Origin of the sequence: Pseudomonas frederiksbergensis (assembly GCF_001874645.1) — a bacterium.
GTDB classification, from domain to species: Bacteria; Pseudomonadota; Gammaproteobacteria; order Pseudomonadales; family Pseudomonadaceae; genus Aquipseudomonas; species Aquipseudomonas frederiksbergensis_B.
Genome location: NZ_CP017886.1, coordinates 2,932,553 through 2,955,930, shown reverse-complemented (window position 1 = coordinate 2,955,930; position 23,378 = coordinate 2,932,553). Strand labels below are relative to the sequence as shown.

The window sequence follows — 23,378 nt, the reverse complement described above, 5'->3', positions numbered from 1 at the left end:
ATCAAAAGATCGCAGCCTGCGGCAGCTCCTACGAAGTACGCCGATCCTCTGTAGGAGCTGCCGCAGGCTGCGATCTTTTATTACAGGTCGAGCACCAGCGGTGTCTGGCCCTGAGCCGGAACTGCACAGCAAATCAGCACTTCCCCGGCACCGGGTAACTCCGCCGGAGGCTGTGGATAATTCACCTGACCGCTGATCAAACGAGTCTTGCAGGTGCCACAGGATCCGCCGCGGCAGCTGAACTCTGGCCGCAATCCCTGGCTTTCCGCCAACTCCAGCAAACTGCCGCTGTCCGGCTGCCAGCGTGCATCAATGGCCGAACGCTGGAACACCACCGCAACCGAGGCGGTGGCCGCTGGAGGCTGCTCGATGACTACCGCCTCTGGATCCGGCTGCCGACGCAGTGTCGAAGGACCAAAGGTTTCGGCGTGAATCCGCTCATCGCGGATGTCCAGCCTACGTAAATCGTCGTACAGCCCTTGAGTGAAACTGCTCGGGCCGCACAAGACAAAAGCCACCTGATCGTAGTCTTCCACCAACAGGATGGTTTTAAGCAGCGCCAGGTCGATACGCCCGGTCAGGTCAAAATCCTCGCCCTCCCGGGCCTGACTTTCCGGTTGGCTGAGCAGCCGAACGACCCGCACAGCGCCATCCGCCCCCTCCAACAAGCGATCAAGCTCAACCCGAAACGGTTGATCGGCCAGGCTGCGCGAACTCTGAATCAACCAGCTCGGCCGGGTACGCCGGGTGCGCTGGCCCTGGTAAACCACTTCACGCAGCATCGACAACAACGGCGTGATGCCGACCCCGGCCGCCAACAGCACCAGTGGCCGAGGCTCATTGGCGGCTACCGTGAAATGCCCTTGCGGTGCGCGTGCTTCAATCAGGTCACCGACCCGAATGTGTTCATGCAGATGCGAAGACACCAATCCATCACGCTTCACGCTGATGCGGAAGAATTCATCGGAGGGCGCACTCGACAGACTGTAAGTACGGATATGCACCTGGCCATCAAGCGTGAAACGCACCGGCAAGTGCTGCCCGGCCAGGAACAGCGGTAACCCTGCGCCGTCAGCCGGTTCCAGATAGATCGAGCGAATGCTCTGGCTTTCCCGCTCGATTCGGCTGACCCGCAAGGGCCGCCAACGATCGCCCAATGCCGCTGCCTGCAACCTGGCGGCAGCCTGTTCCCAGGTGCCGGTCATCAAACTGTTGGGCGAAACCCCGTCGAAGCGCCAGCGCAACGCCAACGCTGCGGGCCGCCGTACGACGTGCTGCACGTGCAGCTTCCACAACCGTTCGGCACCTTGAAAGGCCTTGACTTGCAGGCCATCGAGGATGATTTCCGTGCGACCGCTGACCTGCAACAGGTCACCCGAGGTGAAATCGATAAACAGCAACCCGGCTCGCGGATTGAGTAACAGGTTGCCCAAGGTATTGAAGTGCAGATTGCCGGCAAAATCAGGGATGGTCAGGCAGTCGCCCTCGACTTGAACGAAACCCGCCTGACCACCGCGGTGGGAAACATCCACAGCCCTTGAGTTATCCACATCCACGTAACTGGCGACAAAGAAGGTGTCTGCACCACAAATCATCGCCCTCGCTGCGTCATCCAGGGTATTCAGACGCTGTGCGATACGGGTCGACGGATCCGCCAGCGGCACCGATTTGAACTGACGTAATTGAATGTACTGCGGGCAATTACCAAAGGCCTGCTCAACCACGACGCTCAGGCCTTGGGCACCGATTGTGCTGACCCGGCCATTGATCCGGTTACGGCGCCGGGTGTGCAGCTCGATCCCCAGCAAACCCATCGCCACCCCAGCCTGCAATTGCGCCGGGTCATCGACAGCAGGCAAACTATCCAGTTGCAAAAGCGCAGGCTCAGGGGAATGGGCAAAGCCCGGTTGACCTTCGAGGATGCTCGCCCAGGGGTTACCGTCGATGTCCACTGCACCGAACAGCATGAACGGCAGCTGCCGATAGAACTGCCGATGCTGATCCGGCATTTCACTGCGGATCACCTTGCGCCCGTGCGCTTCCATACGCTCGGCAACCCCTGCATGAGCCTGCAACTGTTTCTCGCCCGCATGCCAAGGTGAAAGCTCCATCGCAGTTCTCCCCTGCGCACCCGGCGCAGTGTGAACGGCCCACATCGTCGGGCCGTAAGCGCTTCAGGCAGTTTGCAAACCGGCCACGGTGCGTGGCATGCCGACGAAGCCGGGCAAGGCCTCGACACGCGCCAGCCAGGACTGCACGTTCGCATAGTCGGCCAGCGACACATTGCCTTCCGGCGCATGGGCGATGTAGCTGTAGGCAGCAACATCGGCGATGGTCGGCTCATTGCCGGCGAGGTAGGTAGATTTGCTCAGTTCCTGATCAATCACCTTGAGCAGATTGTGGGAACGAGCGATCACTTCTTCGGCATTGTAAGGCGCACCGAACACCGTGATCAGCCGTGCAATGGCCGGACCGAAGGCAATCGGCCCGGCCGCCACCGATAACCAGCGCTGAACCCTGGCCGTACCGACCGGGTCGGCGGGCAGCCAGCGGCCCTTGCCGTATTTCTGCGCCAGGTACACCAGAATGGCGTTGGAATCCGCCAGCACTACACCTTGGTCATCGATCACCGGGACTTGGCCGAAGGCGTTGAGTGCGAGAAAGTCCGGTTGTTTATGCGCGCCTTTCGCCAGATCGACAAAAATCAATTCCGTTGGCAGCTCAAGCAAGGACAGCATCAACTCCACGCGGTGGGCGTGGCCGGAACGTGGGAAGTTGTAGAGTTTGATAGCGTGCATGGTCGACTCCGGGGTGGATTGCGCCGCTCGGTAAAGAACCGCGCTGGATGGCCCTATCTTCTATCCGTCACCCAAACAACAGAATAGCCAGAAAAGACAATCCATCATTTCATCCCGTGCAATAACGCCTCAGGTACGTAACGCCGGATGTTCCCGTAACGCGCTCACCGCATAGTCCACAAAACTGCGGACCCGCACCGGCGCCTTGCGTCCGCCCTGATACACCACATGGATGGGCAACGGTGGAAGTTCGAAGTCTTGCAGGACGATTTCCAGCTCACCGGTAGCAACCTTGCTGGCCACCTGATAGGAAAGAACCCGGGTCAATCCAAGCCCCAGGGCTGCAGCCGTGATTGCCGCCTGATTCGCCGTCACCACCAGACACGGTTCAGGGCGAACGCTCAACACCTCACCGGCCTCGGTAAAGGGCCAGTTTCGCTGTTGCCCAATGGACGAGGTGGCGACGATCCGCGCTCGGCCCAGATCATTGGGATGCACAGGCCGGCCATGACGCCTCAGATAATCAGGAGACCCGCAGATAACCCGCCGCACCTCACCCACCAGAATGGCGTGCTGGTTGCTGTCGGGTAGCTCACCGATGCGCACGGCGACGTCGATGCCCTCCTCGACCATGCTCACCACTCGGTCGACCAGCAACGCGTTGATACTGATATCGGGAAACTGCTCAAGGTAGCCAACCATCACCGGCGTCACGAACAACTCACCGAACAGCACCGGTGCGGTGATCGTCAGCTGCCCACGCGGCTCTGCGTGACTGCCCGCGGCCGAAGCCTCGGCTTCCTGAATGTCCGCCAGAATGCGTCGGCAGTCTTCCAGGTAACGCTGACCGGCCTCACTCAAATGCAGACTGCGCGTGGTCCGTGTCAGCAGTTGAGTGCCGATCCGTACCTCCAGCGCCGCCACCGCCCGCGTCACGCTGGCCGCCGACAACCCCAGGCGCCGCGCCGCCGCAGAGAAGCCCTGCTCTTGCGCCACGGCAACGAATACCTGCATTTCCTGGAGTCTGTCCATGAGCTACCTGTTGCACCGTCGTGGCCAACCTTGAATGAGCCGGTTACAGACTGCCTTCGACATCCTCCAGACTGAAGGTTTCGGTGTTGTCGTCATAGGAGAATATTTCGGCGTACCGGCCCCAACTGATCACGTTCTCCAGTGTTTCTTCTACCGCGGTGTCATTGAGCGAATCTCCCAATTCCTGCTCGAAACGCACACGCGGCGCCCAGTGACCACGTCTTTCCTGCAACACCTGGCGAATACGGGCGGCCAATGGCACATACCTGAGCAGATGGTCGGCAAAAATGGTTTTGCGTTCCTGGGTACCGTACTCATCGAACAGCTTGCCCGCGTCGGTCAACTTGATGTCGGCGCCCTTGAGCTCGGCAAACCCCAGATGCTCGAGCATCTCCGCGACGGGAAACAGGTCATCGACCTCCAGCAGCAGACGCTCGGCGACATTGGAGAGACTGTCCTGCCCATAATACGGTTCGGCCGCCAGCGCCGAAATCAGACCGGCCATAAGGTTGGTCGATACCTCAGGCAACGGGCTGCCCAATTGCAGTTCGGCCTTGCCGGTTTTGGCGTCGGCACTGCGTCGGTTGGTCATCAGTGCATAGATGTCATCGACCATTTTGCGAAAGGCCGGGTCCAGACGGTTGCGCGGCTGGGGGAACGGCACATTGATTTGCGCTACGACCCGGCCGGGGTTTGACGACAACACCAGCACGCGGTCGCACATCAACACCGCCTCTTCGATGTTGTGGGTCACGATCAGGATGGACTTGATCGGCAACTGGCCGCCGCTCCACAGGTCCAGCAAATCGGTTCTCAGGGTTTCTGCCGTCAGTACATCCAGCGCCGAGAACGGCTCATCCATCAGCAGCAGGGTCGGGTTGACCACCAGCGCCCGGGCAAAGCCCACCCGCTGGCGCATACCGCCCGACAATTCCCGAGGGTAAGCGTTTTCGAATCCGTCGAGGCCGATCAGGTCGATGGCGGCCAGCGCACGTTTGCGCGCTTCCTTGGGTTCGACCTGCAACGCCTGTAGACCGGCCTCAACGTTTTCCAGAACCGTCAGCCAGGGAAACAGGGCAAAGGTCTGAAAGACCATGGCCACGCCTTCGGCAGGGCCGGTCAACAACGAGCCGTTATAGCGAACCTCGCCTGAAGAGGGCAGGATAAGCCCGGCAATGATCCGCAGCAGCGTCGACTTGCCGGACCCGGAGCGGCCCAGCATGCCAACGATTTCGCCCTCGCGCAGGGTCAGGTCAACATCGCTGAGCACCTGCAACTCGTCCTTGCCCTTGCCGAACCCGCGGCTGACGTTCTTGAGTGCATAAATTTCGGAGTGCGCGCCTGTTTTTTCAGTCTGGCTATTCATCAAATCGACACCTGTTAATTCAGACGGAGTTTGTTTTCAGCGATGGCGTACATCGGCCGCCACAGCAAGCGGTTGAACGCCACGACAAAGAACGACATCACCACCACGCCCAAGGTGATTTTTGGAAAGTCGCCAGCCGCGGTGGTCTGAGCGATGTACGCACCCAAACCGTGAGCGACCACTTTGTCCTGTCCCCAGGAAACGAATTCGGACACGATACTGGCGTTCCACGCCCCGCCCGAGGCAGTAATCGCACCGGTCACGTAATACGGGAAAATGCCGGGCAGCATGACCTTGCGCCACCACTGCCAGCCGCGAATGCGGAAGTTGGCCGCGGCCTCGCGAAAATCGTTGGGAAAGGCGCTGGCGCCAGCGATCACGTTGAACAGGATGTACCACTGGGTACCCAGCACGATCAGCGGGCTCAGCCAAATGTCCGGGTTCAACTGGTAGTGCAGAATCACGATGACAAACACCGGAAACAGCAGGTTCGCCGGGAACGCCGCCAGGAACTGGGCCAGCGGCTGGATTTTCTCCGCCAGATGCGGGCGCAAGCCGATCAGCACGCCCAGCGGTACCCAGATCAGCGAGGCCACCAGAATCAACAAGGCCACCCGCAGCAGGGTAATGGCACCCAGACCGATCACATGCCAGAGTTCGTCCAGCGTCACCTCGCTGCCGACGTAGATGACAATGTGATACAGAGCGTAAAGAGTCATCGCCACAATCGCCGCCGCCCAGACCCAATCGATAGCCCTTGAAACCGTCGGACTGGCCTGAACCACCACCGCTTTGGAGCGTGGCAGGCTCAGGCGCATATTGGTAATACGCACGATGGCCCGCAGAAATGGCCGCAACAGGCGCTGAACGACCCGGGTACGCTGGATCAGATTCAGTACCCAGGACTCCGGGGCCCCGGCCTGTGAAGCCGTGTCTTCCATCCGGAACTTGTCTGCCCAGGCTACCAGCGGCCGGAACAGGAATTGGTCGTAAATCAGGATGACCACAATCATCGCCAGAATGACGTAACCCACTGCGTGCATGTCGCGTTGCTCGATGGCCGTTGCCAGATAGGAACCGACCCCCGGCAAGGTGATGGTCTTGTCACCCACGGTGATCGCTTCCGAGGCCACCACGAAGAACCAGCCACCGGACATGCTCATCATCATGTTCCAGACCAGGCCCGGAATGGCGAACGGCACATCGAGCTTCCAGAACTTTTGCCAGCCGGAAAGCTGCAGGTTGCTGGACACCTCCTCCAGATCTCGAGGCACCGTGCGCAGCGACTGGTAGAAGCTGAACGTCATGTTCCAGGCCTGGCTGGTGAAGATGGCAAAGATCGCCGCGCACTCCGCGCCCAGCACCCGTCCTGGAAACAGCAGCAGGAAAAATGTCACGGTAAACGAGATATAGCCCAGCACCGGCACCGATTGCAGGATATCCAGTACTGGCACCAGCAGCTTCTCTGCCCGCCGGCTTTTGGCCGCCAATGTCCCGTACACCAGGGTAAAGATCAGTGACGCGACCATGGCGGCGAGCATGCGCAATGTCGTGCGGATCGCATATTCGGGCAAGTCGGCCGGATCCAGCGAAATGACCTGCGTCTGCAACGTCGAGATTGGAGCCCAGGTCTGGTGTGCGCCAATCGAGAAAAACAGCAGGAAGCCAATCACCAACGGCATGGCGATCAGATCCCAGCGATTGGGAAGCAACCGTTGTGCCGTGGCCGGTATGTAATGACGCAATACCTTATTCATGTTCAGTGATTCCAGTAGCGTTCTGGAGGTGATCGTTGACCACCGATCAACAGTTTCTAGAGCGACCGCGCACAGAACAGCTCAACAAGCAGTTGAAGCACAGCTAAGTACACTCTAGCGGGGTAATAAAACGACGGAGGGAGGCCACACAAACGAACGCTATAGGGGCGATGCAGAAAATGGTTCAGTGGCTCAGAAATCCAGGGAATCTGAACACACCATTTACCCTCTGCGCCTCATTTGGCATCTCAATGGGTGGCCCGCCGAGAATGGGCGGGATCCATGGCTGGAGTCTCCTGAACGGGAGTGAAAAGGACATTTGGACGGAAAATCACGACGTCATCCAGCCGCAGATTTTGCCTGCGGCACACGTAATCGAAATCGATGCCGACGCGCTGCATTTCCGGGGCGGATTGTACGTTTCAAATTGTTACAGAAACATAAACTTGACGTATTTTTTACGTATTTGTGAATGGCCACCATCCCATTGACGGAATCGATGCCCATTGCCGCATCTCGACTCCCCCGCCCAGCAGGTAGCGCGCGGGGGGGCGAATGAGCTGTGTTGACTTTCCCTGCTCGGCCGGCCAGAATTTACAACTTGTTACATCTGAGGTCATTTTTCTTTGGACAGTCATTGTTGTGAATCGGAGAAATTCTCCGTAAAAGCTTGGCACGACCTCAGCTAGTTCCCCTTAGCCAACGTCTTGCCGAGTGCAGGACGTTGCGCGCATCAGTATCAAACTCCTTCGCGTAACTAAAACATCAAACCTGAGCGGGCAGATTTTTCTGTGCGCTCTCTGATCCGTGCGTGCGTCTTGCGTTCGCTGCGGTCACAGGTTTGCGACCCCATCGCCTGCCTTCATCTGTGCAGTAGCGATTGTTTTTACGTGTTCGTACCGCCAGGTACGGAAAGGAGGGCGTCATGCCACCTGAAAGTAATCAAAGGCCATCTCAATATTCGAAGTTGTGCCGCCACGAAAATCATGAAGGAGAGACCCCTTATGGACCCCAGTAGTAGTAGTCCGGTCACTCTGACTGAAATGGCGGCGTCTAGCGGGTAGCAGTACAGCCATCACTGGCTGATCTCCTCCCTGCACTTCCCCCCGCATTTCTCTCCGAGTGACCTCTTCACGACCCTGACCAGTTTTGGTCGACGGTTTAGTGCCCGTTTATTTCGCGCCCCTGAGCGCCAGGACGCCTGATTTTCCACTCTGATCCAGCTTTAGGCTGTGGTTTGCAGAGGGAAAACACCTGCATACCTGTCCGGCGCGAATCGAAAGCGGCATCCAGCGTTACGCTTTTGGAGAGATTTTGTTATGTCCAACATGAAGATTGAAACTGCTGTTCTTGACAGCGCCCACGTCGGAGACATCCGCGGAGCATTCGGTACCATCCGTCATGACGACATCGCCCCGCGCAAGGGTTGGTGGCAACGCTTCAAAACACTGATGGCCATCCTGGGCCCAGGGTTGATCGTAATGGTCGGCGATAATGACGCCGGCGCATTCAGCACCTACGGCCAGGCCGGCCAGAACTACGGGACCATGCTGCTGTGGACAATGGCACTGTTGATCCCTGTGCTGTACGTCAATCAGGAAATGGTGCTGCGTCTGGGTGCAGTGACGGGTGTCGGCCACGCCCGGCTGATCATCGAACGCTTCGGCAAGTTCTGGGGTGCATTCAGTGCGATCGACCTGTTCATTCTCAACGCGCTGACCATCGTCACCGAGTTCATCGGCATCAGCCTCGGAATGGAGTTTCTCGGTGTGCCCAAGGTGGCCGGGGTGTGCGTGGCAGCAGTGTTCATCATGCTGGCAGCCTCTACCGGCGACTTCCGGCGCTTCGAACGCTTCGCATTGATCCTGGTCGTGGGTAGCCTGCTGCTGGTACCGATTTTCGTGATGATCCACCCACCCATGGCGCAAGTCGCTCACGACTTTTTCATCCCGCAACTGCCTGCTGACGGCAAGCTGTCGGAAGTGTTGCTGCTGATCATCGGCATCGTGGGTACCACCGTCGCACCATGGCAGCTGTTCTTCCAGCAAAGCTACTTGATCGACAAACGCATCACCCCGCGCTTCATCCAGTACGAACGCGCGGATCTATGGCTGGGCATTGCGATGGTGGTGATTGGTGCAGTGGCCATGATTGCCTTCACCGCGCAAGTTTTTGTCGGTAACCCGGAGTTCGGCCAGTTCACCGATGCCGGCGCCATCGCCACAGGCATCGCCAAATATCACGGGCGCCTGCCGGGCGTACTGTTTGCCATCGCGCTGATCGACGCCAGTATCATCGGTGCAATGGCGGTGTCGCTGTCGACTGCCTACGCACTGGGCGATGTACTGAACCTGAAACACTCGCTGCACCGTAAACCAAGCGATGCCAAAGGCTTTTACCTGATGTACTGCGGCCTGATAGCGCTGGCTGCGGCGCTGGTGTTGATTCCAGGTGTGCCGCTCGGCCTGCTGACCAATGCGGTGCAAACACTGGCTGGCGTGCTGCTACCGAGCGCCACCGTGTTCCTGTTGCTGCTGTGCAACGACAAGGAAGTGCTGGGCCCATGGGCAAACAAGCGCTTCACCAACGTCATTACTGCGGTCATTGTCGCGGTACTCGTACTGCTGTCGATCATCTTGACAGCAGCGGTGGCCTTCCCGGATATGTCCGGTGAAACCATCACCAACATCCTCATCGGTGGCGGCCTGGTGGGGCTCGTCATCGCCATTGCCGTGAATGTGCTGCACGCCCGCAAAGAAGTCGACGACGGGCTGTTGCCTGAAAACACCGTTACCTTCACCCAACAAATGATGTACTCGTGGCGGATGCCGCCACTGGCACAACTGAAGCCGATGGTCCTGTCGCAACGTAACCGCATCTGGATGGGGGTGTTGCGCGGTTACCTGGTGGTGGCGATGGGCATGGTGATTTACAAGGTCATTCAACTGGCGCTCGCATAATCTGTTAACCGGCCGGACGAATCGCGCACGCTTTCGTCCCGCCTTTAACGGCAGCCCCCTATCCCCTCCCTGGAAAACGTCCTCACAGCCACTTCGTGATGAAAGGGCCAGATAATAAAAAACCCCCTGAATCAGGGGGTTTTTGCATAACGTCGAAACCGGTTGGTAAGCACCCACTCAGGTTTCAGTCTTGTGGATAACTCACTCCACCGTCACCGACTTCGCCAGGTTGCGCGGCTGGTCGACGTCGGTGCCTTTGAGCACGGCGACGTAGTACGAGAGCAACTGCAGCGGAATGGTGTAGAGGATCGGCGACAGGATGTCGTGGATGTGCGGCATGTTGACCACATGCGTGCCTTCGCCATTGCTCATGCCGGCTTTTTCGTCAGCAAACACAATCAGCTGGCCGCCACGGGCACGAACTTCCTGCAGGTTGGATTTCAACTTCTCCAACAGTTCGTTGTTCGGTGCCACCGTTACCACCGGCATGTCGTCGTCGACCAGTGCCAACGGGCCGTGCTTGAGCTCGCCGGCTGGGTAGGCTTCAGCGTGGATGTAGGAGATTTCCTTGAGTTTGAGCGAGCCTTCCATCGCCACCGGGTACTGCGCACCACGGCCGAGGAACAGCGTGTGGTGCTTGTCGGCAAACAGCTCGGAGATTTTTTCGACGGTGCTGTCCATCGCCAGCGCTTCGCCAAGACGAGTCGGCAAGCGGCGCAGTTCTTCGACCAGTTCTGCTTCCACGTCTTTGTTCAGGGTGCCCCGCACCTGACCCAGGGACAGGGTCAACAGCAGCAGCCCCACCAACTGAGTAGTGAACGCTTTAGTCGAGGCCACACCGATTTCGCGACCGGCCTGGGTCAGCAAAGTCAGGTCAGACTCACGCACCAGCGAGCTGATGCCAACGTTGCAGATGGCCAGGCTGGCGAGGAATCCCAGCTCTTTGGCGTTGCGCAGTGCGGCCAGAGTGTCAGCGGTTTCGCCAGACTGAGAGATCGTGACAAACAGCGAATCGGGTTGCACGACTACTTTGCGATAGCGGAATTCGCTGGCGACTTCGACCTGACACGGGATCCCGGCCAGTTCTTCCAGCCAGTAACGCGCAACCATACCGGCGTGATAACTGGTGCCGCAGGCGACGATCTGCACGTTGCGGACCTTGGCGAACAGCTCGGCGGCTTGTGGGCCGAACGCTTGTACCAACACCTGATTCGGGCCAAGGCGGCCTTCCAGCGTGCGTTGCACGACCGATGGTTGCTCGTGGATTTCCTTGAGCATGTAGTGACGGAACTCGCCCTTCTCGGCGGATTCGGTGTTATCGCGGTACTGCACCGCTTCGCGCTCGACAACGTTGCCATCGATATCCCAGATCTGCACGCTGTCACGGCGGATCTCAGCGATGTCGCCTTCTTCCAGGTACGTGAAACGGTCAGTGACCTGACGCAGCGCCAGTTGGTCGGACGCCAGGAAATTCTCACCCAGACCCAGACCGATCACCAACGGGCTGCCACTACGAGCCGCGACCAAACGATCCGGTTGCTGTGCGCTGATAACGGCCAGGCCGTAAGCACCGTGCAATTCCTTGACGGTGGCCTTGAGGGCAACGGTCAGGTCAGGGAGGTCCTTGAGTTTGTGGTTCAGCAGGTGGGCAATGACTTCAGTATCGGTGTCCGAGGTGAACACGTAACCCAGTGCCTTGAGCTGCTCACGCAGGGCTTCATGGTTTTCGATGATGCCGTTGTGCACCACCGCCAGATCGCCGGAGAAATGTGGGTGAGCGTTACGCTCGCATGGCGCACCGTGAGTCGCCCAACGGGTGTGGGCAATACCCAGACGGCCGGCCAACGGCTCGGCGGCCAGCGCTTGTTCCAACTCGCTGACCTTGCCCGGGCGACGCATGCGCTCAAGTTTTTCACCGTTGGTGTAAACCGCCACACCTGCGCTGTCGTAGCCGCGGTATTCGAGGCGCTTCAGACCTTCGAGCAAAATGGCGGTGATATTACGTTCCGCGACTGCGCCGACAATTCCACACATGCTATTTCTCCTGGCTGACTGCCGCGCATATCAAGTTAATGCCGCGGGCCTGAATCTGGTCGCGAGCCTCTTGCGGCAGGCGATCATCGGTAATAAGGGTATGGATGCTGCTCCATGGCAGTTCCAGGTTTGGAATCTTGCGGCCGATCTTGTCGGATTCGACCATCACGATCACTTCACGGGCCACGTCGGCCATCACTCGGCTTAGACCGAGCAATTCGTTAAACGTCGTGGTACCTCGTACCAGATCAATGCCGTCGGCACCGATGAACAACTGATCAAAATCGTAAGAGCGCAGGACCTGCTCGGCGACCTGCCCCTGAAATGACTCGGAATGCGGGTCCCAGGTTCCACCGGTCATCAATAGCACCGGTTCATGTTCAAGCTCGCTCAACACATTGGCGACGTGCAAGGAATTGGTCATGACGACCAGACCCGGCTGTTGCCCAAGTTGCGGAATCATCGCGGCGGTCGTGCTGCCGCTGTCGATGATAATTCTCGCGTGTTCACGAATCCGCGTTACCGCAGCTCGAGCAATCGATTGCTTGTATTGGGAGACAGCTTGGCTCGGATCACTGACCAACTCGTGCGGCATGGTGATCGCGCCGCCGTAACGGCGTAGCAACAAGCCATTGCTTTCAAGCGCCGCCAAATCTTTGCGAATTGTAACTTCCGAGGTTTCAAAGCGCTTGGCCAATTCATCCACACTGACTTCGCCCTGCTCAGTCAGCAAGGCAAGGATATTATGGCGACGTTGTGGTGTATTGCGCTTTGACATGAGCTGGCAAATTTCGATTCGAAAGATAACGGAAGCAATCAAAACCTATCAGCGAAACTTCGTCAAGCCGGCGCACAAAAAAAACCTCTGTGGGTAACTCATGGAAACGATCGCAGCCTGCGGCAGCTCCTACGACGATCGAGTACACCTATTCCGTAGGAGCTGCCGAAGGCTGCGATCTTTTGATCTTGCGATCTGTGGATAACTCAGCTTTTGTGGACTTTCACCGGGCGCTTCCAGCCATCGATGTTCTTCTGTCGAGCCCGACCAACGGCCAACTGGGATTTATCCACATTCGAGGTAATCGTCGAACCCGCCGCAGTAGTCGCACCGTCCAAGATATCCACAGGCGCCACCAACGAGTTGTTGGAGCCAATGAATACGTCTTCACCCAGGACAGTTTTCCACTTATTGACGCCATCATAGTTGCAAGTGATGGTGCCGGCGCCGATGTTGGTGCGAGCACCGATCTCGGCGTCGCCCAGATAGCTCAGATGGCCGGCCTTGGCACCTTCACCGAGATGGGCATTCTTCAGCTCGACAAAGTTACCCACATGGGCGCGGGCTTCCAGCACAGTGCCCGGACGCAGACGCGCGAATGGACCGGCATCGCTGCCCTCACCCAGTACCGCGCCTTCGATGTGGCTGTTGGCCTTGATCACCACACCTTTGCGCAAGGTGCTGTCCTTGATCACGCAGTTCGGACCAATGACCACGTCGTCTTCGATGACCACACGACCTTCGAGAATCACGTTGATGTCGATCAGCACATCACGGCCGACAGTCACTTCACCGCGTACATCAAAACGTGCCGGATCGCGCAACGTCACGCCCTGGGCCATCAGTCGACGGCCTTCGCGCAACTGATAGTGACGCTCAAGCTCTGCGAGCTGTACGCGGTCATTGGCACCCTGCACTTCCATCGCGTCGTGAGGTTGCTCGGTGTCTACTACCAGACCGTCGCTGACTGCCATGGCAATTACGTCGGTCAGGTAGTACTCGCCCTGAGCGTTGTTGTTGGAGAGCCGGCTCATCCAGTCACCCAGACGATTGGCCGGCACCGCAAGAATGCCGGTGTTGCCTTCAGTGATCGCACGCTCGGCTTCGCTGGCATCTTTGTGCTCGACGATAGCGGTCACCCGACCGTCAGCGTTGCGCACGATACGACCATAACCCGTCGGGTCATCGAGCTCGACGGTCAACAGTCCCATTTGCAGCGGCGCTACAAGCTTGAGCAAGCGTTGCAGGGTCGGAACTTCAATCAGCGGCACATCACCGTAAAGAATCAACACGGTATCGGCGGTAATGAACGGCACAGCCTGGGCCACTGCGTGACCGGTGCCGAGTTGTTTGTCCTGCAACACGAAGTTCAAGTCATCTGCTGCCAGACGCTCGCGTACCGCGTCGGCGCCATGGCCGATCACCACATGAATGCGCTGTGGATCAAGTTGGCGGGCGCTGTGGATAACATGGCCAAGCATGGAGTTCCCCGCCACCGGGTGAAGAACCTTCGGCAGAGCTGAACGCATGCGAGTGCCTTGACCGGCAGCAAGAATAACGATTTCAAGTGACATGACTGGCTACCAATCCTGGGGGTCAGCGGCTGCGACCAAGAAGTGAATTACAAAAAAAGAAAAAGGGTAGCCGAGGCTACCCTTTTTAATCAATCACACAAAAAGCGGATGGCTGGTTAGCCGCCGAACTTTTTGCGGATTTGCTGGACGGTGCGCAGCTGAGCTGTCGCCTCTGCCAAACGTGCAGCAGCGGAACCGTAGTCGAACTCGGCGCCTCTTTCATGCAAGGCCTTCTCGGCAGCCTGAACGGCTTGCTGAGCGGAGGCTTCGTCCAGGTCGGCAGCACGTTGCACGGTGTCGGCAAGAACCTTGACCATGTTCGGCTGAACCTCGAGGTAACCACCGGAGATGTAAAACACCTCGGCTTCCCCACCCTGTTTTATCAGGCGGATCGGACCTGGCTTGAGTTCAGTGATCAGCGGAGCGTGACCCAGAGCGATACCAAGATCACCCAGGCTGCCGTGCGCAATCACCATCTCGACCAGACCGGAAAAGATTTCTCCTTCCGCACTGACGATGTCGCAATGGACTGTCATAGCCATCTGCTTGCCTCAACCTGATTAGCGCCCGTTGCCGGGCGCCGGGATTACAGTTTCTTGGCTTTCTCGATCGCTTCTTCGATGCCGCCGACCATGTAGAACGCTTGTTCTGGCAGGTGGTCGTAGTCACCGTTGAGGATGCCTTTGAAGCCAGCAATGGTGTCCTTCAGGGAAACGTATTTACCCGATGCACCGGTGAAGACTTCAGCCACGAAGAACGGCTGCGACAAGAAGCGCTGGATCTTACGAGCACGGTTTACCAACTGCTTGTCGGCTTCCGACAGCTCGTCCATACCCAGGATCGCAATGATGTCCTTCAGTTCTTTGTAACGCTGCAGAACATACTGAACGCCGCGAGCGGTGTCGTAGTGGTCCTGGCCGATCACGTTCGGGTCCAGCTGGCGCGAAGTCGAATCCAGTGGATCGACCGCTGGGTAGATACCCAGGGAAGCGATGTCACGGGACAGAACGACGGTGGCGTCCAAGTGGGCGAAGGTGGTCGCTGGCGACGGGTCGGTCAAGTCATCCGCAGGTACGTATACCGCTTGGATCGAAGTGATCGAACCTTCCTTGGTCGAAGTGATACGTTCTTGCAGAACGCCCATCTCTTCAGCCAGGGTCGGCTGGTAACCTACTGCCGAAGGCATACGGCCCAGCAGTGCGGATACTTCAGTACCGGCCAGGGTGTAACGATAGATGTTGTCGACGAACAGCAGAACGTCGTTACCTTCGTCACGGAACTTTTCGGCCATGGTCAGGCCGGTCAGTGCTACGCGCAGACGGTTACCCGGCGGCTCGTTCATCTGACCGTAAACCAGTGCCACTTTGTCCAGAACGTTGGAATCCTTCATCTCGTGGTAGAAGTCGTTACCCTCACGAGTACGCTCACCCACACCGGCGAACACGGAATAACCGCTGTGCTCGATGGCGATGTTACGGATCAGTTCCATCATGTTTACGGTTTTGCCTACACCGGCACCACCGAACAGACCGACTTTACCGCCTTTGGCAAACGGGCAAACCAGGTCGATAACCTTGATGCCGGTTTCCAGCAGGTCGTTGCCGCCTGCCTGTTCAGCGAACGAAGGTGCCGGGCGGTGAATGCCCCAGCGCTCTTCGGTGTCGATCGGGCCAGCTTCGTCGATCGGGTTGCCGAGGACGTCCATGATCCGGCCCAGGGTCGCTTTACCGACCGGTACGGAGATGGCTGCGCCGGAATCGGTAACTTCCAGACCGCGCTTCAAGCCCTCGGTGGAACCCATCGCAATGGTACGAACCACGCCGTCGCCCAGCTGCTGCTGAACTTCCAGAGTGGTGCCGGCATCGCTTTGTACTTTCAAAGCGTTGTAGATGCTCGGTACGCTGTCGCGTGGAAATTCCACGTCGATAACGGCGCCGATGATTTGAACGATACGTCCGCTACTCATAGCTGGATCCTCTGAATATTTGAACCGTTAAACCGCGGCAGCGCCGCCGACGATTTCCGAGATCTCTTGGGTGATCGCAGCCTGACGCGCCTTGTTGTAGATCAGCTGCAAATCGCTGATCAAATCACCGGCGTTGTCGGTAGCGTTCTTCATCGCGATCATCCGCGCCGCTTGTTCAGCTGCGTTGTTCTCGACCACCGCCTGGTAGACCTGCGACTCAACGTAACGGACCATCAAGCCATCAAGCAGCTCTTTGGCATCCGGTTCGTAGAGATAGTCCCAGTGATGCTTGAGTTCCTGATCCGGGGTTGCCACCAGTGGAATCAACTGCTCCACGGTAGGCTGTTGCGTCATGGTGTTGATGAACTTGTTGGACACCACGGACAGGCGGTCAATACGGCCGTCCAGGTAGGCATCCAGCATCACCTTGACGCTGCCAATCAGATCATTGATCGACGGCTCTTCACCCAGGTGGCTGATAGCTGCAACGACGTTACCGCCGAAGTTGCGGAAGAAAGCCGCACCCTTGCTACCAACAACACACAGATCGATCTCGACGCCGTTTTCACGGTTTTTCGCCATGTCCTTGACCAAGGCCTTGAACAGGTTGGTGTTCAAGCCACCACACAGACCACGGTCACTGCTCACCACGACATAACCCACACGCTTGATTTCACGGTCGATCATGAATGGGTGGCGATATTCCGGGTTAGCGTTGGCCAAATGACCAATAACCTGGCGGATGCGCTCCGCATAAGGACGGCTAGCAGCCATGCGCATTTGTGCCTTGCGCATTTTACTGACCGCCACTTTTTCCATGGCGCTGGTAATCTTTTGCGTGCTTTTGATGCTCGCAATCTTACTGCGAATCTCTTTTGCGCCTGCCATGTAACACCTATCAGGTTAGCAAGCGGGAGCCTTGCGGCTCCCGCTGCGGCTTACCAGGTTTGGGTGGCCTTGAACTTCTCGATACCGGCTTTCATGCCAGCGTCGATTTCGTCATTGAAGTCACCCTTCACGTTGATCTTCGCCATCAAATCGGCGTGATCGCGGTTGAAGAAAGCAATCAGCGCTTGTTCGAAGCTGCCGATCTTGGCGATTTCAACGTCAGTCAGGAACCCACGCTCAGCGGCATACAGCGACAGCGCCATGTCAGCGATCGACATTGGTGCGTATTGCTTCTGCTTCATCAGCTCGGTAACGCGCTGACCATGCTCAAGTTGCTTACGGGTCGCTTCGTCCAGGTCAGAAGCGAACTGGGCGAATGCCGCCAGTTCACGGTACTGAGCCAGAGCGGTACGGATACCACCGGAGAGCTTCTTGATGATCTTGGTCTGAGCGGCACCACCCACACGGGATACCGAAACACCGGCGTTCACAGCAGGACGGATCCCGGAGTTGAACATGGCCGATTCCAGGAAGATCTGACCGTCGGTGATGGAAATCACGTTGGTCGGAACGAACGCGGAAACGTCGCCAGCCTGGGTTTCGATGATCGGCAGTGCGGTCAGGGAACCGGTTTTGCCGGTCACTGCGCCGTTGGTGAACTTCTCTACGTATTCTTCCGAAACGCGGGACGCGCGCTCCAGCAGACGGGAGTGGAGATAGAACACGTCGCCTGGGTAAGCTTCACGGCCTGGTGGACGGCGCAGCAGCAGGGAAATCTGGCGATAAGCCACTGCTTGCTTGGACAGATCGTCATAAACGATCAGCGCGTCTTCACCGCGGTCGCGGAAGTATTCGCCCATGGTGCAACCGGAGTACGGTGCCAGGAACTGCAGCGCAGGAGATTCCGAAGCACTGGCAGCCACGATGATCGTGTTGGCCAGGGCGCCGTTTTCTTCCAGCTTGCGAACCACGTTGGCGATGGTCGATTGCTTCTGACCGATCGCTACGTAGACGCAGAAAATGCCGCTGTCTTTCTGGTTGATGATCGCGTCGATCGCCAGAGCGGTTTTACCGATCTGACGGTCACCGATGATCAGCTCACGCTGGCCACGGCCGACAGGAATCATGGCATCGACAGCCTTGTAGCCAGTCTGTACAGGCTGGTCTACCGACTTACGCCAGATCACGCCTGGAGCAACTTTCTCGACCGCGTCGGTCTCGGTGTTGTTCAGCGGACCTTTGCCGTCAACTGGGTTACCCAGTGCGTCGACTACACGACCCAGCAGTTCCTTACCAACCGGAACTTCAAGGATGCGGCCGGTGCACTTGGCGCTCATGCCTTCAGCCAGAGACTGGTAAGCGCCCAATACAACGGCACCTACGGAGTCTTGCTCCAGGTTGAGGGCCATACCGAAGACGCCGCCCGGAAACTCGATCATCTCGCCGTACATAACGTCGGCCAGACCGTGAATCCGCACGATGCCGTCAGATACGCTGACGACAGTGCCTTCGTTACGGGCTTGGGAGGTCACATCGAGCTTGTCGATGCGGCCCTTGATAATTTCACTTATTTCGGAAGGATTGAGTTGCTGCATTGCTCTGCTGCCCCTTCAAACTCAAGATTTCAATGCTTCGGCCAGGTTCGCGAGTTTGCCGCGAACCGAGCCATCGATAACCAGGTCGCCGGCGCGAATGACAATGCCCCCGATGAGGGATTTGTCTTCCGCAACTTGCAGGCGCACTTCCCGGTCGAGTCGTGCACTGAGAACCTTGGCGAGTTTGTCTTGCTGTTCTTGGTTCAATGCAAACGCACTGGTGACTTCAACGTCTATCGACTTCTCTTGCTCGGCCTTGTACAGGTCAAACAGAGCGGCGATCTCCGGCAACAGCAGGAGACGGTCGTTTTCGGCAACGACGTTAATGAAGTTCTGTGCCTTGGCATCAAACTTGTCGCCGCACACGTCAATAAACGTGGCGGCCTTGTCTGCGCTCGTCAGTCGCGGGGCCTTGAGCACGCGCTGCATGGTGTCGTCTTGCGACACTGCTGCAGCCAGGCCGAGCATGGCTGACCAAGAGGCCAGTTGCTGGTGGGCCTGGGCGTGCTCGAAGGCTGCCTTAGCGTAAGGTCGGGCCAACGTGGTCAGTTCTGCCATGATCGCCCTCGCTTAAATTTCAGCAGCCAGTTTGTTAACCAGCTCCGCGTGCGCGTTTTGATCGATTGTGGCACCCAGGATCTTCTCGGCGCCGCCAACGGCCAGAGCACCCAGTTGGGCACGCAGCGCGTCTTTGACACTGTTCAGTTCCTGCTCGATCTCGGCCTGAGCCTGCACCTTCACACGTTCAGCGTCGACACGGGCTTTATCAACAGCCTCTTCGACGATCTGATTACCGCGTTTCTTGGCTTGCTCAATGATTTCGGCTGCCTGAGCTTTTGCTTCGCGCAGTTGTTGACCCGCTTTATCTTGGGCCAATTCCAGGTCGCGAGCTGCTCGGGCGGCAGCGTCCAGTCCATCCGCGATCTTCTTCTGACGTTCGTGCAAAGCCGCGATGACCGGAGGCCACACGAACTTCATGCAAAACAGTACAAAAATGAAGAACGCAACGGACTGGCCAATCAGGGTTGCATTAATGTTCACGCCAACACCTCGCTCGTTCGTTGTCCATCACACTTGCTCAACTCGAAAAACCGAGTGATTAGTGAGCGAGTTGACCAACGAAAGGGTTCGCGAAGGTGAAGAACAGAGCGATACCAACGCCGATCATGGTTACGGCGTCGAGCAGGCCGGCAACGATGAACATTTTAACTTGCAGCATTGGAACCATTTCTGGCTGACGCGCTGCGCCTTCCAGGAACTTGCCGCCCAACAGGCCGAAACCAATTGCGGTACCCAGTGCGCCCAGGCCGATCAACAGTGCAACAGCGATAGCGGTTAGACCAACTACAGTTTCCATCTTTCCTCCCGACTTTTACGTCGTATGGTTTAGGTTTTTTAGATTTTAAAGCGGTAAAACAAATCGTTTCATAGCCCTCAACGGGCCCCCTCTCGTTTGACCGAGAGGGACATCAGACTAGCCGAAGCAGGTCTTAATGGTTCTCTTCGTGCGCCATCGACAGGTAGACGATGGTCAGCATCATGAAGATAAACGCCTGCAGGGTGATGATCAGGATGTGGAACACAGCCCACGCCCACTGCAGCACAATGCCCAGACCGCTAAGCCAGAGCAGGCCGCTGCCGAACATCACGGCGATCAGGATAAACACCAGCTCGCCAGCGTACATGTTGCCGAACAGACGCAGTGCCAGCGAAATTGGCTTGGCAATCAGCGTCACGAACTCCAGCAGGAAGTTCACCGGAATCAGCAGGGCTTGAAGGAAAATGTTCTTGCTGCCGAACGGGTGCAAGGTCAGTTCGCCGATAAAGCCGCCGATTCCCTTGATCTTGATGCTGTAGAAAATGATCAGCGCGAACACCGAGAAGGCCATGGCCAGCGTAGCATTCGGGTCGGTGGTCGATACGGCACGGAACGGGATCTCGTGGTTGCCGGAAATGGCCGCAGCCAGTTGCGGGATCCAGTCGACCGGTACCAGGTCGATGGCGTTCATCATGAACACCCAGACGAAGATGGTCAGTGCCAGGGGTGCAACCACCGGGCTACGACCATGGAAGCTGTCTTTCACGCTGCCATCGACGAATTCGACCAATACTTCAACGAAGTTCTGCAAAGCACCTGGAATACCGGAAGTCGCCTTCTTCGCCGCCATGCGGAAAAGAAGAACGAAGATCAGACCCAACGCGACCGACCAGCCGAGGGTATCGACGTGGAAAGCCCAGAAGCCCATTGCCTTGGCTTCTGCTGCGGTGTGGGCAAAGCCCCAGCCGCCGGTAGGTAACTGACCGAAGGTCAGGTTCTGCAAGTGGTGCTGGATATAGCCCGAAGCGGATTCTGCTGCCATGGTTGCCTCAAACGCCCTAAGGTCTCGAAAGTCTTGTTCTCATTAGCAGGGGAGCGAACCAGCTGACCAGTTGGGTCAGCACGAAGACGCCGAATACAGCTAGCGGCGCCAGTGGCTTCACACCTGCGAACGTCAATGCAAAGAGCACTGCCGTCAAAATCAGTTTGCCCGCCTCGCCGGCATAAAAAGACCGGACGATGGCTTGAGCTGCTCGGGCGCCGGAAAACCGAAATGCCCTGTGAGCGAAATAAACATTGGGAAGCAAGGCTATCAGGCCTCCGCAGAGTCCTGAGTATCCGGCTACGACTCCATGCCATTGCCACAGCGCCAAAGCGGCAAGCAGCAAAACGACAAATTGCGCCAATAACACGGGGAAAACCGCCAAGCGATGGAACGGCAAGCGGTTTGGCGTGCGGGTTTCCATCACTTTTGCTCCTCAAAGGCCGGCTGCCAAAACCCAATAACTTGGCATAATTTGTGCCGACAAAATGCGCGCAGAGTATAGGGGCGGTTCAGCCCCTATTCAACTGTCCGGTAGTGATTTCGAACTCCGCGCTACATGAGGAAATGTTTCAGCGGATATGTGCGAGGACGCCTTGAAGCTCATCCAGGGAGTTGTAACCAATCACCAACTGCCCTTTGCCCTTCTTCCCGTGGCGGATCTGCACCGCAGAGCCTAGGCGCTCTGCCAGGCGCTGTTCGAGACGAGCGATATCCGGGTCCGGTTTGGCGGGTTCAGTGACCTTTGGTTTGCCACTCAACCACTGGCGAACCAGTGCCTCGGTCTGGCGCACGGTGAGGCCGCGTGCGACAACATGTCGCGCCCCCTCCACCTGCTGATTTTCCGGCAAACCGAGCAAAGCACGCGCATGACCCATTTCCAGGTCGCCATGGGACAGCATGGTCTTGATGACTTCAGGCAATGCAATCAGGCGCAACAAGTTGGCCACGGTCACGCGAGATTTACCAACAGCCTCGGCGACTTGCTGCTGAGTCAGCTGGAATTCCTGCTGCAAACGCTGCAGGGCGACCGCTTCCTCGATCGGATTAAGGTCTTCGCGCTGAATGTTCTCGATCAACGCCATGGCGATTGCGGTTTCATCCGGTACATCGCGCACCATCGCCGGGATGGTTTCCTGGCCAGCCTGCTGGCTGGCACGCCAGCGGCGTTCGCCGGCGATGATTTCAAAGCGGCCAGCACCGATCGGGCGAACCACGATCGGCTGCATCACGCCTTGAGCCTTGATCGACTGCGCCAGTTCTTCCAGCGCCTGGGGGTCCATGTCCCGACGCGGCTGGTACTTGCCGCGCTGGATCAGGTCCAGCGGCAGGTGTTGCAACTCACGCTGATCGGCCTGCACCGCTTGTTCTTCCAGCAAGCTGACAGTCGGACCACTCAGCAGTGCATCCAGTCCACGTCCGAGACCTCGTTTCTTGACGGCCATGGGGATTCCTTAAGTTGCCTGAGCAGCGGCAATGCGTGAATTTTTGCGTTGACGACGAACCATCTCGCCCGCCAGGGCCAGATAGGCCAGTGCGCCACGGGATTGTTTGTCATAGGCCAACGCCGGCATGCCATAACTGGGTGCTTCAGCCAGACGGATGTTGCGCGGAATCACGGTGTCATACAGCTGCTCACCGAAGTGCTCCTTGAGCTGCGCCGACACGTCGTTCATCAGGCTCAGGCGCGGGTCATACATGGTCCGCAGCAGGCCTTCGATTTTCAGGTTCGGGTTCAGCAGTTCAGCGATGCGCTTGATGTTATCCACAAGGTCGCTCAACCCTTCGAGCGCGAAATACTCGCACTGCATAGGGATAATCACCCCGTCGGACGCAACCAGAGCATTGAGCGTGAGCATCGACAGCGACGGTGGGCAATCGATCAAAATGTAATCGTAGTTCTCACGGATCGGCGCCAAAGCGCTGCGCAGACGGCTTTCCTTCATCTGCATTTCCAGCAGAACGACTTCAGCCGCCGTCAAATCGCGGTTGGCCGGCAACAACTGGTAACCACCGTGTTCGGAGAAGTGCATGGCCTGAGCCAGGTCGCATTCGCCGATCAACAAGTCGTAGACCGAGTTTTCCAGGCCGTGTTTATCCACACCGCTACCCATGGTGGCGTTGCCCTGTGGATCAAGATCGATCAACAACACCCGGCGCTTGGTCGCGACCAGGGATGCTGCGAGGTTGATACAGGTGGTGGTCTTGCCCACACCACCCTTTTGGTTCGCTATCGCGAATACCTTAGCCATTCTTGCTTGTGTTCCCAA

Annotated in this window: 20 protein-coding genes; 1 reads left to right on the top strand and 19 read right to left on the bottom strand. The window is 57.8% G+C overall.

Translation table 11 applies throughout. The annotated features are described in order from the left end of the window. Positions 1 to 80: 80 nt before the first annotated feature. The 5 genes from BLL42_RS14220 to BLL42_RS14200 form a co-directional block, all read right to left on the bottom strand. Positions 81 to 2,111: a 2Fe-2S iron-sulfur cluster-binding protein gene (locus BLL42_RS14220; protein WP_071552667.1), complete on the bottom strand. Its 2,031-nt coding sequence runs from the start codon at positions 2,109 to 2,111 to the stop codon at positions 81 to 83. Positions 2,112 to 2,174: 63 nt separating this feature from the next. Further along, positions 2,175 to 2,798: a glutathione S-transferase family protein gene (locus BLL42_RS14215; protein ID WP_071552666.1), complete on the bottom strand. Its 624-nt coding sequence runs from the start codon at positions 2,796 to 2,798 to the stop codon at positions 2,175 to 2,177. Between the two features lie 129 nt (positions 2,799 to 2,927). Then, on the bottom strand, positions 2,928 to 3,830 hold the full coding sequence (locus BLL42_RS14210; RefSeq protein WP_071552665.1) for a LysR family transcriptional regulator: 903 nt from the start codon (positions 3,828 to 3,830) through the stop codon (positions 2,928 to 2,930). 43 nt (positions 3,831 to 3,873) lie between these two features. After that, positions 3,874 to 5,196, bottom strand: a complete 1,323-nt coding sequence (locus BLL42_RS14205; RefSeq protein ID WP_071552664.1) for an ABC transporter ATP-binding protein — start codon at positions 5,194 to 5,196, stop codon at positions 3,874 to 3,876. Between the two features lie 14 nt (positions 5,197 to 5,210). Next, complete coding sequence (locus BLL42_RS14200; protein WP_071552663.1) at positions 5,211 to 6,953, bottom strand: ABC transporter permease; 1,743 nt, start codon at positions 6,951 to 6,953, stop codon at positions 5,211 to 5,213. A gap of 1,319 nt (positions 6,954 to 8,272) precedes the next feature. Between BLL42_RS14200 and BLL42_RS14195 the strand changes: the two genes are divergently transcribed. Continuing rightward, the gene (locus BLL42_RS14195; RefSeq protein WP_071552662.1) at positions 8,273 to 9,913 is read left to right on the top strand and encodes an Nramp family divalent metal transporter; all 1,641 of its coding nucleotides are present in this window, start codon (positions 8,273 to 8,275) and stop codon (positions 9,911 to 9,913) included. 201 nt (positions 9,914 to 10,114) lie between these two features. Here BLL42_RS14195 and glmS read toward each other — a convergent pair whose 3' ends face one another. From glmS to BLL42_RS14125, 14 genes are all read right to left on the bottom strand, one after another. Next, positions 10,115 to 11,947, bottom strand: coding sequence for a glutamine--fructose-6-phosphate transaminase (isomerizing) (gene glmS / locus BLL42_RS14190; RefSeq protein WP_071552661.1), 1,833 nt, complete (start codon positions 11,945 to 11,947; stop codon positions 10,115 to 10,117). Position 11,948: 1 nt separating this feature from the next. Continuing rightward, positions 11,949 to 12,725 carry a DeoR/GlpR family DNA-binding transcription regulator gene (locus BLL42_RS14185; protein ID WP_071552660.1) on the bottom strand — a complete coding sequence of 259 codons (777 nt, stop codon included), beginning with the start codon at positions 12,723 to 12,725 and terminating at the stop codon, positions 11,949 to 11,951. A 206-nt stretch (positions 12,726 to 12,931) separates the two neighbouring features. Then, positions 12,932 to 14,299 carry a bifunctional UDP-N-acetylglucosamine diphosphorylase/glucosamine-1-phosphate N-acetyltransferase GlmU gene (gene glmU, locus BLL42_RS14180; protein ID WP_071552659.1) on the bottom strand — a complete coding sequence of 456 codons (1,368 nt, stop codon included), beginning with the start codon at positions 14,297 to 14,299 and terminating at the stop codon, positions 12,932 to 12,934. A 116-nt stretch (positions 14,300 to 14,415) separates the two neighbouring features. Then, the gene (locus tag BLL42_RS14175; protein ID WP_071552658.1) at positions 14,416 to 14,841 is read right to left on the bottom strand and encodes a F0F1 ATP synthase subunit epsilon; all 426 of its coding nucleotides are present in this window, start codon (positions 14,839 to 14,841) and stop codon (positions 14,416 to 14,418) included. 44 nt (positions 14,842 to 14,885) lie between these two features. After that, entirely contained in the window at positions 14,886 to 16,265 is a 1,380-nt protein-coding gene (gene atpD / locus BLL42_RS14170) for a F0F1 ATP synthase subunit beta (RefSeq protein WP_042556890.1), read from the bottom strand. Positions 16,266 to 16,292: 27 nt separating this feature from the next. Next, entirely contained in the window at positions 16,293 to 17,153 is an 861-nt protein-coding gene (gene atpG, locus BLL42_RS14165) for a F0F1 ATP synthase subunit gamma (protein WP_054048164.1), read from the bottom strand. Between the two features lie 50 nt (positions 17,154 to 17,203). Continuing rightward, positions 17,204 to 18,748 carry a F0F1 ATP synthase subunit alpha gene (gene atpA, locus BLL42_RS14160; protein WP_071552657.1) on the bottom strand — a complete coding sequence of 515 codons (1,545 nt, stop codon included), beginning with the start codon at positions 18,746 to 18,748 and terminating at the stop codon, positions 17,204 to 17,206. A gap of 21 nt (positions 18,749 to 18,769) precedes the next feature. Next, a complete protein-coding gene (locus BLL42_RS14155; protein WP_071552656.1) occupies positions 18,770 to 19,306 on the bottom strand; it encodes a F0F1 ATP synthase subunit delta in 537 nt (178 codons plus the stop codon). A gap of 12 nt (positions 19,307 to 19,318) precedes the next feature. Then, positions 19,319 to 19,789: a F0F1 ATP synthase subunit B gene (locus BLL42_RS14150; protein WP_019694394.1), complete on the bottom strand. Its 471-nt coding sequence runs from the start codon at positions 19,787 to 19,789 to the stop codon at positions 19,319 to 19,321. Positions 19,790 to 19,847: 58 nt separating this feature from the next. After that, positions 19,848 to 20,105, bottom strand: a complete 258-nt coding sequence (gene atpE, locus BLL42_RS14145; RefSeq protein ID WP_019694395.1) for a F0F1 ATP synthase subunit C — start codon at positions 20,103 to 20,105, stop codon at positions 19,848 to 19,850. Positions 20,106 to 20,238: 133 nt separating this feature from the next. Then, on the bottom strand, positions 20,239 to 21,108 hold the full coding sequence (atpB, locus tag BLL42_RS14140; RefSeq protein WP_071552655.1) for a F0F1 ATP synthase subunit A: 870 nt from the start codon (positions 21,106 to 21,108) through the stop codon (positions 20,239 to 20,241). Between the two features lie 16 nt (positions 21,109 to 21,124). Beyond that, positions 21,125 to 21,532 (bottom strand): F0F1 ATP synthase subunit I, encoded by a 408-nt coding sequence (locus tag BLL42_RS14135; RefSeq protein WP_071552654.1) that lies wholly within the window; start codon positions 21,530 to 21,532, stop codon positions 21,125 to 21,127. Between the two features lie 148 nt (positions 21,533 to 21,680). Continuing rightward, positions 21,681 to 22,553, bottom strand: a complete 873-nt coding sequence (locus tag BLL42_RS14130) for a ParB/RepB/Spo0J family partition protein (RefSeq protein ID WP_071552653.1) — start codon at positions 22,551 to 22,553, stop codon at positions 21,681 to 21,683. Positions 22,554 to 22,562: 9 nt separating this feature from the next. After that, a complete protein-coding gene (locus BLL42_RS14125; protein ID WP_019694399.1) occupies positions 22,563 to 23,360 on the bottom strand; it encodes a ParA family protein in 798 nt (265 codons plus the stop codon). Positions 23,361 to 23,378: the final 18 nt, after the last annotated feature.